Genomic DNA, 12,260 nt, shown 5'->3' on the forward strand with positions numbered 1-12,260 from the left:
ATGTCAGAGCTGACCCTCACGGTCATGCGGCTGGGTTTCCTGGCCGTACTGTGGCTGTTCGTGATCGTGGCCGTGCAGGTCATCCGGAGCGACCTGTTCGGTACGCGCGTCACCCAGCGCGGATCGCGTAGGGAGGCCGGGCGCGCCCAGCAGCCGGGCGGCCGGCAGGCGGCCCGGCAGCAGTCCGCGCCCCCGCAGCAGCGGGGGCAGCAGGGCGGCGGCCGGCGCGGCCGCAACGCCCCCACCAAGCTGGTCGTGACCGAGGGCACACTGACCGGCACCACGGTCGCGCTGCAGGGCCAGACGATCACGCTGGGCCGGGCGCACGACTCCACGATCGTGCTGGACGACGACTACGCCTCCAGCCGCCATGCCAGGATCTACCCGGACCGCGACGGCCAGTGGATCGTCGAGGACCTGGGCTCCACCAACGGCACCTACCTGGACCGGTCCCGGCTGACGACCCCCACGCCGATCCCGCTGGGCGCGCCGATCCGCATCGGCAAGACCGTCATCGAGCTGCGGAAGTAGTACGACAATGAGCGAGCGGAGCGAGCACGCAGCGGCAGGCCGCCACCCGGTCTCCGGCGCGCTCCCGACCGGAGGGTGGGCAGTGTGGCTCGACACGACCGGCTGTACCCGGAGCCGACGGGCGAGGTGCGCATGAGTCTGTCACTGCGCTTTGCCGCCGGATCGCACAAAGGCATGATCCGTGAGGGCAACGAGGACTCCGGTTACGCCGGTCCCCGCCTGCTCGCGATCGCCGACGGCATGGGCGGCCAGGCGGCCGGCGAGGTCGCCTCCTCCGAGGTCATCTCCACCCTGGTCACGCTCGACGACGACGTACCCGGCTCCGACCTCCTCACCTCGCTGGGCACGGCCGTACAGCGCGCCAACGACCAGCTGCGCGCCATGGTCGAGGAGGACCCCCAGCTCGAGGGCATGGGGACGACCCTCACCGCGCTGCTGTGGACCGGACAGCGTCTCGGTCTGGTCCACGTCGGCGACTCCCGCGCCTATCTGCTGCGCGACGGCGTCCTCACCCAGATCACCCAGGACCACACCTGGGTGCAGCGGCTCGTCGACGAGGGCCGGATCACCGAGGAAGAGGCCACCACCCACCCGCAGCGCTCCCTGCTGATGCGCGCCCTCGGCAGCGCCGAGCACGTCGAGCCCGATCTGTCGATCCGCGAGGTCCGGGCCGGCGACCGCTATCTGATCTGCTCCGACGGGCTGTCGGGGGTGGTCTCGCACCAGACGCTGGAGGAGACCCTCGCCAGCTACCAGGGCCCGCAGGAGACCGTGCAGGAGCTGATCCAGCTCGCGCTGCGCGGCGGCGGCCCGGACAACATCACCGTCATCGTCGCCGACGTCCTGGACCTGGACACCGGTGACACCCTCGCCGGGCAGCTGTCCGACCAGCCGGTCGTGGTCGGCGCGGTCGCCGAGAACCAGCACCATCTGCACGACAACGGCATCATGCAGACCCCGGCCGGCCGCGCCTCCCACCTGGGCCGCAGGCAGCCCGGGCACGGCGGCGGCGAGTTCGGCCCGCCCGGCTCCGGCGACACCACCGGCTACGTCCCGGCGGGCGGCTTCGACGACTGGGCCGACGGCGACTTCACCAAGCCGCGCGGGCGGCGCAGGTGGCTGAAGAGATCCCTGTACAGCGCGCTCGCCCTGGCCGTCGTGGGCGGCGGCCTCTACGGCGGCTACCGGTGGACGCAGACGCAGTACTACGTCGGCGCCAAGGGCGAGCACGTGGCGCTGTACCGCGGCATCAGCCAGGACCTGGCCTGGGTGTCGCTGTCGAAGGTGGAGAAGGACCACCCCGAGATCGAACTCAAGTACCTGCCGCCCTACCAGCAGAAGCAGGTCAAGAACACGATCACGGCGGGCGGTCTGCAGCAGGCCCAGGCGAAGATCGAGTCGCTGTCGGTGCAGGCCTCCGCGTGCCGGAAGCAGGCGGAGCGCCAGGCCGCCGAGTCCCAGCGGAACGCGAAGACGGGCCAGGGCGAGGCCGGGGGCACCACGGGAACCACTCGTACCGCCTTCACGTCCAAGGCGGCGACGACACCGACACCGCACCCATCCGGTTCGGCGCCCGCTACGAAGACCCCTTCGAAGCCGCCGTCCGCGTCCGCCACTCCGAACCCCGGCCCGAGCCTCTCCGAGGATGAGCAGAAGGTCGTCGATCAGTGCGGCAAGCAGTAGCCGAGCCGCGAGAGGCCCTGTCACACGATGAGCAGTACGACTAACTCGCCGACGCACCACACGTCCACGATCGGCGCGATCGGCGCGCCGAGCCGCCGCAACACCGAGCTGGCCCTGCTGGTCTTCGCCGTGGTCATCCCGGTGTTCGCCTACGCCAACGTGGGCCTGGCCATCAACAACTCGGTGCCCGCCGGGCTGCTGTCCTACGGCCTCGGTCTCGGTCTGCTGGCCGGCGTCGCCCATCTCGCCGTACGGAAGTTCGCGCCGTACGCCGACCCGCTGCTGCTGCCGCTGGCCACGCTGCTCAACGGGCTCGGGCTCGTGGTGATCTGGCGGCTGGACCAGTCGAGGCTGCTGCAGCAGATGCATGCCGCGGGCGGCAAGGCGGCCAACCAGCTGCTCTACACGGCGCTGGGCATCGCGCTCTTCGCCGTGGTGCTGATCTTCCTCAAGGACCACCGCACGCTGCAGCGGTACACCTACATCTCGATGGTCGGCGCGCTGGTCCTGCTGCTCCTGCCGCTGGTCCCGGGCCTCGGCCTGAACGTGTACGGCGCGAAGATCTGGATCCACGTCGGCAGCTTCTCCATCCAGCCCGGTGAGTTCGCCAAGCTCGTGCTGGCGGTGTTCTTCGCCGGCTATCTGATGGTGAAGCGGGACGCGCTGGCCCTGGCCAGCCGCCGTTTCCTGGGGCTGTATCTGCCGCGTGGCCGTGACCTCGGCCCGATCCTCGTCGTCTGGGCGATCTCGATCCTCATCCTCGTCTTCGAGACCGACCTCGGTACGTCGCTGCTGTTCTTCGGCATGTTCGTGATCATGCTGTACGTCGCCACCGAGCGGACCAGCTGGATCGTCTTCGGTCTGCTGATGTCCGCAGTCGGCGCCGTCGGCGTGGCGAGCTTCGAGACGCACGTGCAGCAGCGTGTGCAGGCCTGGCTCGACCCGATGAAGGAGTTCAAGCTCAGCCGTCAGGGCCTGCCGGGCCACTCCGAGCAGCTCATGCAGGCCCAGTGGGCGTTCGGCTCCGGCGGCACTCTCGGCACCGGCTGGGGCCAGGGCCACTCCGAACTGATCGGTTTCGCCGCCAACTCCGACTTCGTCCTCGCCACCTTCGGCGAAGAGCTGGGTCTGGCGGGCATCATGGCGATCCTGCTGATCTACGGCCTGATCGCCGAGCGTGGCATCCGTACCGCCCTCGCCGCCCGCGATCCGTTCGGCAAGCTGCTGGCCATCGGCCTGTCCGGTGGCTTCGCACTCCAGGTCTTCGTCGTGGCCGGCGGTGTGATGGGGCTCATCCCGCTGACCGGTATGACCATGCCGTTCCTGGCGTACGGCGGTTCGTCCGTGATCGCGAACTGGGCGCTGATCGGCATCCTGATCCGCATCAGCGACACCGCCCGCCGCCCGGCGCCCACCCCCGCCACCAACCCCGACGCCGAGATGACCCAGGTGGTCCGCCCGTCATGAACAAGCCCCTGCGCCGGATCGCGATCTTCTGTGGCCTGCTCATCCTGGCCCTGCTGATCCGGGACAACTACCTGCAGTACGTCAAGGCCGACCAGCTGGCGACCGAGAAGGACAACCGCCGGGTCTCCATCGAGCGGTACGCCCACCCGCGCGGCGACATCATCGTCGATGGCAACCCGATAACCGGGTCGGTCCAGGTCACGCACGGCGACTTCAAGTACAAGCGCACCTACAAGGACGGGGCCATGTGGGCCCCGGTCACCGGCTACTCCTCCCAGGTCTACGGCAGCAACTACCTGGAGGGCGTCGAGGACAGCATCCTCACCGGCAACGACGACCGGCTCTTCTTCCGCAACACCCTGGACATGATCACGGGCAAGCAGCGGCAGGGCGGCAACGTGGTCACGACCCTCAACGCGGCGGCGCAGAAGGCGGCGTTCGACGGTCTGAAGCAGCAGGGCAGCAAGGGTGCCGTGGTCGCTCTGGAGCCGTCCACCGGCAAGATCCTCGCGATGGCCTCCTACCCCTCGTACGACCCCTCCACCATCGCCGGTGGGTCGGACGGCAAGGCCTGGACCACCCTGACCAAGGACAAGGCCGAGCCCATGGTGAACCGGGCGCTGCGCCAGACCTACCCGCCGGGCTCCACCTTCAAGGTGGTCACCGCGGCGGCGGCGCTGGAGAACGGGCTGTACAAGTCGGCCGACGAGCAGACGAACTCGCCGCTTCCGTGGATCATGCCGGGCACCCGGCTGCCGCTGAAGAACGAGGGCAACATCCCCTGCAAGAACGCCACGCTGCGCACGGCGCTGCAGTACTCCTGCAACTCGGTCTTCGGCAAGATCGGTTCCGACCTCGGCAACGCCAAGATGCTGGCGGAGGCGAAGAAGTTCGGCTTCGACTCCCCGCAGGACACGCCGGTCCGCGCCTACCCCTCGGTGTTCTCCGACAACATGAACCAGTCGCAGACCGCGCTGTCCTCCATCGGCCAGTACAACACCGCCGCGACGCCGCTGCAGATGGCCATGGTCGCCTCGGCGGTCGCCAATGACGGCAAGCTGATGAAGCCGTACATGGTCGACCAGCTGGAGTCCTCCAACGTCGACCCGGTCGAGAAGACGCAGCCGGAGGAGATGAGCCGGCCGCTGTCGCCGGCCAACGCGCAGATCCTGCAGTCGATGATGCAGACGGTGGTCGAGAAGGGCACCGGTACGAACGCGAAGATCAACGGCGTCACCGTGGGCGGCAAGACCGGTACCGCGCAGCACGGTGTGGCGAACAGCGCCAACCCGTACGCCTGGTTCATCTCCTTCGCCAAGATGCCCGACGGCAGCTCGCCGGTCGCCGTGGCCGTGGTGATCGAGGACGAGAGCGCCAACCGCGACGACATCTCCGGTGGCGGCCTGGCCGCGCCGATCGCGAAGAGCGTCATGGAGGCGGTCATCCAATCCAAGAAGTGATCTGCCCCGGAAGGTGACGCCGCTCACGTCTCCTCCACATCGCCGCACGTTGCGATACCGGTCCTGTATCGGGTTACGGGCTTGGCCAGGTCACACAAAGCGAGCCGGGTACGGTAGGCCCGGACGGCAGCCTCCGGCCGCACACGACTGTGCGGCCGGGACCGACGGAGAGGGCTGGTAGGTAGCTATGGAAGAGCCGCGTCGCCTCGGCGGCCGGTACGAGCTGGGCCAGGTGCTCGGCCGTGGTGGCATGGCCGAGGTCTACCTCGCGCATGACACCCGCCTCGGCCGCACCGTGGCAGTGAAGACCCTGCGCGCCGACCTGGCACGCGACCCTTCCTTCCAGGCCAGGTTCCGCCGGGAGGCCCAGTCGGCCGCCTCGCTCAACCATCCCGCGATCGTCGCGGTCTACGACACGGGCGAGGACTACATCGACGGGGTCTCCATCCCGTACATCGTGATGGAGTACGTCGACGGCTCCACGCTCCGTGAGCTTCTTCACTCCGGCCGCAAGCTCCTGCCCGAGCGCGCGATGGAGATGACCATCGGCATCCTCCAGGGCCTGGAGTACGCACACCGCAACGGCATCGTCCACCGCGACATCAAGCCGGCCAACGTCATGCTGACACGCAACGGCCAGGTCAAGGTGATGGACTTCGGCATCGCCCGCGCCATGGGTGACGCCGGCATGACCATGACCCAGACCGCGGCGGTGATCGGCACGGCCCAGTACCTCTCGCCGGAGCAGGCGAAGGGCGAGCAGGTCGACGCGCGCTCGGACCTCTACTCGACGGGTTGCCTCCTCTACGAGCTGCTGACGGTACGGCCCCCCTTCGTGGGCGACTCCCCGGTGGCCGTGGCCTACCAGCACGTCCGTGAGGAGCCGCAGCCCCCGTCGGTCTTCGACCCCGAGATCACCCCCGAGATGGACGCGATCGTCCTCAAGGCGCTGGTCAAGGACCCGAACTACCGCTACCAGTCGGCCGACGAGATGCGCGCCGACATCGAGGCCTGCCTGGACGGCCAGCCGGTCGCCGCGACGGCCGCGCTGGGTGCCGTGGGCTACGGCGGCTACCCCGACGACCAGCCGACGACGGCCCTGCGCGCCGACGCCGGCGCGGGCGCCACCAGCATGCTCCCGCCGATGAACCCGGACGACGGCGGCTACGGCTACGACGAAGGCCCCGGCCGCCGGGGCCGCCAGCAGAAGAAGTCCAACACCTCCACGATCCTCCTGGTGGTCGCCGGCATCCTGGTCCTGATCGGCGCGATCCTGATCGGCAAGTGGGTCGCCAGCAACAACAACGGCAACGGCAAGGTGCCGGTGCCGGCGTTCATCGGCCAGAGCGAGGGCACGGCCCGGAAGATGGCCGAGAACGTCGACCTGAAGGTGTCGGTCACGAAGAAGCCCTGCGACGACCAGCCGAAGGGCAATGTCTGCGACCAGGACCCGCAGGCCAAGAAGGAAGTGGACAAGGGCACCACGGTCAACCTGACGGTGTCGACCGGCGCGCCGAAGGTGAACGTGCCGGACGTCCGCGGGCTCCAGTTCGACCAGGCCCAGTCCCAGCTGACGGACAAGGGCTTCAAGGTCGAGAAGCAGACCCAGGTCTCGGCCCAGACGCCCGGAGTGGTCATCAGCCAGGACCCGCCGGGCGGCACGAGCAAGCAGAAGGGCACCACGATCACCCTCACGGTCGCCAAGGCCGAGGACAAGGTGACGATCCCCGACAACATCGTCGGTCAGTCCTGCGACGCCGCGAAGGCCACGCTCCAGCAGTTGGGTCTGGTGCCGACCTGCAACGACAGCCCGACCACCGACCCCAACCAGGACGGCAAGGTCATCTCGACCAACCCCCCGGCGGGCCAGCCGGTCTCCAAGAACACGCCGGTCACCATCAACGTCGGCAAGCTCCAGAACAACCAGCAGACGCAGGTGCCGGACGTCCGTGGTCGTACGGTGGCCGTGGCCAAGCAGATGCTGACGGCGGCAGGCTTCACCAACATCCAGTTCGCCCCCGGCAGTGACGGCAGCGACACCGCGATCGTCTCGTCCCAGGATCCGAAGCCGAACCAGCAGGTGGACAACCCCGGTGGCACCCCGGTCACGCTGACGACCATCAGCTTCGGCGGCAACAACGGCGGCAACGGCGGCAACGGCAACGGCGGCTTCATCGGCGGCAACGCCGGCTGACGCTCCCCGGCATCCGACAATGGGCCCCACCGTCTTGGTGGGGCCCATTCTTCTGGCCCCCCACAAGGGGCCCCGTCACCTCATCGCAGTTCTTCGGGCGGAGTCCGCTTGCTGTCGACCTTCTGCACCCGGACCAGCTCCCCCCACACCACATACCGGTACTCCGAGGTGTACACCGGAGTGCAGGTCGTCAGGGTGATGTAGTGGCCCGGCTTCTTCTTGCCGGACTCCTTCGGGAGCTGGTCGATGACCTTGACGTTGTACTTCGAGGTCTCCGGCAGGATCGAGAAGACCTTGTAGACGTACCAGTCGTCCCGCGTCTCGAAGACGATCGGGTCGCCCTTCTTCACCTTGTCGATGTTGTGGAACTTGGCGCCGTGGCCGTCGCGGTGGGCCGCGAGGGTGAAGTTGCCGGTCTTGCCGGTCATGGGGAGGGTCGCCTTGACGGGGTCCGTGTAGTAGCCGGCCACACCGTCGTTCAGGACGTCCGTGCTCGTGCCCTTCTCGACCAGGACCACGCCGTTCTTCATCGACGGCACGTGCAGGAAGCCGATGCCGTCCTTGGTGTCGAGGGCACCCGGAGCGGAGTCCGTGGAGTGCGCCCAGTGCTGGCGGACCTTTTCAGACTGTTTGTCCGCCTTGCGGTCCGCTATCACGTTCGTCCACCAGAGGGAGTAGACGACGAAGAGGGCGAGCAACAGACCGGCGGTGATGAGGATTTCGCCCACCACGCTGACCGTCATGGCGATCCGCCCGGGACGCCGACGGCGCGCGGCGGGCTCCGGGTCGGACGCGTCCGTGTGTTCTTCGGTGTCGTCGGCGGTCGCTGCCACAGTTTCCTTAGCCCCTACTCGATGAGCGCATCCGGCTTGCCCTTGCTGCGCGGGCGTTCCTCGACCATCTTGCCCCAGACGACCAGCCGGTACTTGCTGGTGAACTCCGGTGTGCATGTGGTGAGGGTGATGTAGCGGCCGGGTCCGGTGAAGCCCGAGCCCCGCGGAACGGGGTCCAGCACGCTGGTGTTTGACGGCGAGGTCACCGGCAGCGTGCTGGTCACCTTGTACACGAAGTACTCGTCCTGCGTCTCGACCACGACCGCGTCACCGGGCTTGAGCTTGTTGATGTAGCGGAACGGTTCGCCGTGCGTGTTGCGGTGCGCCGCGAGACCGAAGTTACCGGTCTTGGCATCGGGCATCGCGGTCTTCAGCGGGGGCTCGCCGTAGTGCCCGACCATGCCCTTGTCGAGGACCTTCTCCTTGCTGACGCCCTCCGCTATCGGCGCGACCACGTCCAGCTTGGGAATGTGCAGGATGGCGAAACCCTGCCCCGGCTCGAAGACCCCCGGGTTGCGCTTGCCGCTCGCCCAGTCGTCCTGGAGCTGGTGCGTCTCGCTGCCCGCCTGCGCGTGCGCGCGGATGTTGGTCCACCACAGCTGATAGGTGACGAACAGCAGCATCAGCACGCCGGTGGTGATGAACACCTCGCCGATCGCCCGGCTCGCGATGACGCCCGGGCTCGGCTTGCGCAGGCGCGCCTGCCGCCGTGCCTCCACCCGGGACAGCGGCCGGCCGGGCTCCGCCGAGTCCGCCGGCTCCGAGGGTGCCGCCTCCCGTCGGCCGCCATGGCGCCCGCCACGGCGCTTGGCGGCCTTTCTGCGGGCCGCGCGGCCACCGGCGGCGGGTCCGGCGCCGGAGGAGGCTGAAGAGGCTGCAGAGGCCCTGGAGGCGGTGGGGGTGGCTGTGACCTCGCTGCCGCTGCCCGAGGGCGGATCACCGGCGATCCGCAGCGCCATCGTCTCGTCGTCGAGGACGGGACGGGCGTCATCCCGGTACGGATACGGGGCGCCGTACGTGCCACCGTACGGATCAGGGGACGAGGACGCGCCCTGCGACTCGCCGTGCGGTCCGCCGTGCGGTCCGCCGTACGGCCGGCTGTACCGCTCCTGGTACGCCGCGCCCGCCGCGTCCCAGTCCTCAAGCGCACCGGAAGCCTCGTACGACTGATCCCCGTACGAGGCATCGGTCTCGCGTTCCGGGCGCAGCGCGGTCACGCCGTGGCCCTGCCCACCACCGGGGCCAGCCCCGTCGACCTCGCCACGGCGCCCGCGTCGCCGCACTCCACCAGCCAGTTGGCCAGCATCCGGTGCCCGTGCTCGGTCAGCACCGACTCGGGGTGGAACTGCACACCCTCGACCCGGAGTTCACGGTGCCGCAGGCCCATGATGATGCCGTCGTGGGTGCGGGCGGTCACCTCCAGCTCGGCCGGGACCGTCGCCGGCTCGGCGGCGAGAGAGTGGTAGCGGGTCGCGGTGAAGGGCGAGGGCAGACCCGCGAAGACGCCCTTGCCCTCGTGCTCCACCAGCGAGGTCTTGCCGTGCAGCAGCTCCGGCGCCCGGTCCACCACACCGCCGTACGCCACCTGCATCGACTGCATGCCGAGGCACACCCCGAAGACCGGCACGCCGGTGGACGCGCAGTGCCGGACCATGTCCACGCACACGCCCGCCTCCTCCGGCGTCCCCGGTCCGGGCGAGAGCAGCACCCCGTCGAATCCGTCCTGGGCATGCGCCGTCGACACCTCGTCGTTCCGCAGCACCTCGCACTCGGCACCCAGCTGATACAGGTACTGGACGAGGTTGAAGACGAAGCTGTCGTAGTTGTCGACGACGAGAATCCGCGCACTCACTGGTTGTCCACCGTCACATCGTTGAAGGGCAGCAGTGGTTCGGCCCAGGGGAAGACGTACTGGAAGAGGATGTAGATCACGGCCAGGACCAGGACGAAGGAGATCAGCGCCTTGATCCACGCGTTGCCCGGCAGATGCCGCCAGATCCAGCCGTACATGCCGTTCCTTCCGTATCCCCACGGCACCTGACTCACGCCGTACGCCACCAGACTAACGGCGCAGAGCCTCCGGTTCGCCTGCCTCCACAGACTGTGTGGAGTCCAGGTGCGCCCAGACGATCAGCCGATGACTGTGCCCCCATTCCGGATCGCACGTCGTCAGGGTCAGATACCGGCCCGGTCGCGTATACCCGGACTTACGTGGCACAGGGTCGATCACCTCAACGTCGGTCGGCACCGTTTTGTAGGGCCCTTTGTCGATCCGATACGTGAACCAGGTCGTCCCGTCCGTGAGGACCACGGCGTCCCCCGGCCGCAGCTCCGGGAAGTCCTTGAACGGATCACCGTACGTGCGCCGGTGACCGGCCACCGCGAAGTTCCCCTCCTGGCCGAGCTGTGCGGTGCCCGCGTAGTGGGCGAGCCCCTTCGCCAGGACGTCCCGGCCGGTGCCCTCCAGGACCGGCTTGTTCCACGTGAAACCGAGCCGCGGGATGTACATGATCGCGAAGGCCTTGCCGTAGTGGTACGGATCCGGCCGCGTCGCCTTGATCGTCTGCTCGCCCGGAGCGGTCGCCGTCGGCTGCACGCTCCCCTTCGCCCACTGCCGGTGCAACTGGTCGATCTGGTCGTTCATGGCGCCGTCGGCCCGCACGCCCGTCCAGAACAGCACGTAGGCGACGAAGAGCACGATCAGGGCGCCGACGGTGATGCACAGCTCGCTGACGGTCCGGACGATCACGCGCACCGGCGCCTCCGGGACGGATGGCTGGCGTACGGCTGACGGATGGCTACTGCACGGGCTTCGCGTAGTGCAGATCCACTGTGCCCGAGTAGCCCGGAAGAGTCACCGTCCCGTCGTCGGTCACTTTCCAGCCGAGGCCGTAGACATTGACGTACACCATGTACGTCTGGATCGCCTTGCTCGCCGCGAGCGCCTGCTGCAGCCTGTCCGGATCACCGACCGCAGTGATCTTGTACGGCGGTGAGTAGACCCGGCCCTGCAGGATCAGCGTGTTGCCGACGCAGCGCACGGCGCTGGTGGAGATCAGCCGCTGGTCCATGACCTTGATGCCCCGGGCGCCGCCCTGCCACAGCGCGTTCACCACGGCCTGCAGATCCTGCTGGTGGATGACCAGGTAGTCGGGCTGCGGCTCGGGATAGCCGGGAAGCTTGGCGGTGGCGTTGGGCGGGGCGTCATTGAGGGTGACGGTGATGGCACGGCCGGTGAGCTTCTGGGTGCCGGCGCTCTGCTCCAGCCCGCTGAGCCTGCGGTCCTGCGCCTTGCTGCTGCCGTCGTCGCTCTCCGCGAGGGACTCCACGCTCCCGCGCAGCGCCGCGTTGGACTCGTCCAGCCCCTTGTTCTTGCGGCTGCGCTGCTGGATCAGGTCCGACAGCTTCAGCAGAGACCCGTCCTGACGGATGTCGGTGCCCTTGGCCGTGTCGAAGCTGGTGAAGAAGATCAGTCCCGCGAGGGCGAAGACCGCCGCCGTGAGTACCCGCACGGGGCGGAAACGCAGGCGGCCGCCAGGGCCGGAGCCCGTTGATTGCGTCCCGGGGGAGTCGGCAGAATTGCTCAACGTACCCTTATCTCCTTCGGCGCCACGGAAGCACTACGCTAACGGACGCCCGGGGGAGCACACAGAGTCGCCATCATGGCCCCTTGTACGCTGCCCCGAGCCCCGAACCGGTTTACCTGCGCGGCCACGCAGCGCATCGACAGGAGAGACCCTCGTGCCGAAGTCACGTATCCGCAAGAAGGCCGACTACACGCCGCCGCCGGCGAAGCAGGCACAGGCGATCAAGCTGAACAGCCGCGGCTGGGTCGCGCCTGTCATGCTGGCCATGTTCATCATCGGCCTGGCCTGGATCGTCGTCTTCTACGTGACCGACGGCTCGCTTCCCATCAACGCGCTGAACAACTGGAACATCGTGGTCGGCTTCGGCTTCATCGCCGCCGGCTTCGGGGTCTCCACGCAGTGGAAGTAGCTCTGCCCAGGGCTATCCGCCGAGTTATCCACAGGCCAGGGGTGCTGTCCACAATCTCCCTGGGGAAAAGAAACTACGATCTGTGGATAACTCATC

General features: G+C 68.4%; 12 protein-coding genes. 6 read left to right on the forward strand and 6 right to left on the reverse strand.

The annotated features are described in order from the left end of the window. From FB563_RS14080 to pknB, 5 genes are all read left to right on the forward strand, one after another. Complete coding sequence (locus FB563_RS14080) at nucleotides 1-531, forward strand: FHA domain-containing protein FhaB/FipA (RefSeq protein WP_055709289.1); 531 nt, start codon at nucleotides 1-3, stop codon at nucleotides 529-531. 132 nt (nucleotides 532-663) lie between these two features. Next, a complete protein-coding gene (locus FB563_RS14085; protein ID WP_199832982.1) occupies nucleotides 664-2,214 on the forward strand; it encodes a Stp1/IreP family PP2C-type Ser/Thr phosphatase in 1,551 nt (516 codons plus the stop codon). A 27-nt stretch (nucleotides 2,215-2,241) separates the two neighbouring features. Then, a complete protein-coding gene (locus FB563_RS14090) occupies nucleotides 2,242-3,681 on the forward strand; it encodes an FtsW/RodA/SpoVE family cell cycle protein (RefSeq protein WP_142218687.1) in 1,440 nt (479 codons plus the stop codon). Continuing rightward, nucleotides 3,678-5,141, forward strand: a complete 1,464-nt coding sequence (locus tag FB563_RS14095; RefSeq protein WP_142218688.1) for a peptidoglycan D,D-transpeptidase FtsI family protein — start codon at nucleotides 3,678-3,680, stop codon at nucleotides 5,139-5,141. The genes FB563_RS14090 and FB563_RS14095 overlap by 4 nt, the downstream gene beginning before the upstream one ends. 187 nt (nucleotides 5,142-5,328) lie before the next feature. Continuing rightward, on the forward strand, nucleotides 5,329-7,335 hold the full coding sequence (gene pknB, locus FB563_RS14105) for a Stk1 family PASTA domain-containing Ser/Thr kinase (RefSeq protein WP_055705793.1): 2,007 nt from the start codon (nucleotides 5,329-5,331) through the stop codon (nucleotides 7,333-7,335). A gap of 80 nt (nucleotides 7,336-7,415) precedes the next feature. Here pknB and FB563_RS14110 read toward each other — a convergent pair whose 3' ends face one another. Genes FB563_RS14110 through FB563_RS14135 form a run of 6 tightly spaced genes read right to left on the reverse strand, consistent with a single transcriptional unit; the run spans nucleotide 7,416 to nucleotide 11,755 of the window. Beyond that, nucleotides 7,416-8,168 carry a class E sortase gene (locus tag FB563_RS14110; RefSeq protein WP_055705794.1) on the reverse strand — a complete coding sequence of 251 codons (753 nt, stop codon included), beginning with the start codon at nucleotides 8,166-8,168 and terminating at the stop codon, nucleotides 7,416-7,418. Nucleotides 8,169-8,182: 14 nt separating this feature from the next. Beyond that, entirely contained in the window at nucleotides 8,183-9,385 is a 1,203-nt protein-coding gene (locus FB563_RS14115; protein WP_055705795.1) for a class E sortase, read from the reverse strand. After that, the gene (locus FB563_RS14120) at nucleotides 9,382-10,020 is read right to left on the reverse strand and encodes an aminodeoxychorismate/anthranilate synthase component II (protein WP_055705796.1); all 639 of its coding nucleotides are present in this window, start codon (nucleotides 10,018-10,020) and stop codon (nucleotides 9,382-9,384) included. The genes FB563_RS14115 and FB563_RS14120 overlap by 4 nt, the downstream gene beginning before the upstream one ends. Further along, nucleotides 10,017-10,178, reverse strand: a complete 162-nt coding sequence (locus FB563_RS14125; protein ID WP_199832791.1) for a hypothetical protein — start codon at nucleotides 10,176-10,178, stop codon at nucleotides 10,017-10,019. The genes FB563_RS14120 and FB563_RS14125 overlap by 4 nt, the downstream gene beginning before the upstream one ends. Nucleotides 10,179-10,230: 52 nt before the next feature. Continuing rightward, on the reverse strand, nucleotides 10,231-10,923 hold the full coding sequence (locus FB563_RS14130; protein ID WP_055705797.1) for a class E sortase: 693 nt from the start codon (nucleotides 10,921-10,923) through the stop codon (nucleotides 10,231-10,233). A 43-nt stretch (nucleotides 10,924-10,966) separates the two neighbouring features. Further along, nucleotides 10,967-11,755 (reverse strand): DUF881 domain-containing protein, encoded by a 789-nt coding sequence (locus FB563_RS14135; protein WP_055705798.1) that lies wholly within the window; start codon nucleotides 11,753-11,755, stop codon nucleotides 10,967-10,969. Nucleotides 11,756-11,909: 154 nt separating this feature from the next. Between FB563_RS14135 and crgA the strand changes: the two genes are divergently transcribed. Continuing rightward, entirely contained in the window at nucleotides 11,910-12,164 is a 255-nt protein-coding gene (gene crgA / locus FB563_RS14140) for a cell division protein CrgA (RefSeq protein WP_055705799.1), read from the forward strand. The last annotated feature ends 96 nt before the right edge of the window (nucleotides 12,165-12,260 follow it).

Source organism: Streptomyces puniciscabiei (assembly GCF_006715785.1).
GTDB lineage: Bacteria > Actinomycetota > Actinomycetes > Streptomycetales > Streptomycetaceae > Streptomyces > Streptomyces puniciscabiei.

Bases quoted from the DNA above. Each gene is read 5' to 3' on its own strand.
- FB563_RS14080 (WP_055709289.1), top strand. From the start codon at position 1: ATGTCAGAGCTGACCCTCACGGTCATGCGGCTGGGTTTCCTGGCCGTA.
- FB563_RS14085 (WP_199832982.1), top strand. From the start codon at position 664: ATGAGTCTGTCACTGCGCTTTGCCGCCGGATCGCACAAAGGCATGATC.
- FB563_RS14090 (WP_142218687.1), top strand. From the start codon at position 2,242: ATGAGCAGTACGACTAACTCGCCGACGCACCACACGTCCACGATCGGC.
- FB563_RS14095 (WP_142218688.1), top strand. From the start codon at position 3,678: ATGAACAAGCCCCTGCGCCGGATCGCGATCTTCTGTGGCCTGCTCATC.
- pknB (WP_055705793.1), top strand. From the start codon at position 5,329: ATGGAAGAGCCGCGTCGCCTCGGCGGCCGGTACGAGCTGGGCCAGGTG.
- FB563_RS14125 (WP_199832791.1), bottom strand. From the start codon at position 10,178: ATGTACGGCTGGATCTGGCGGCATCTGCCGGGCAACGCGTGGATCAAG.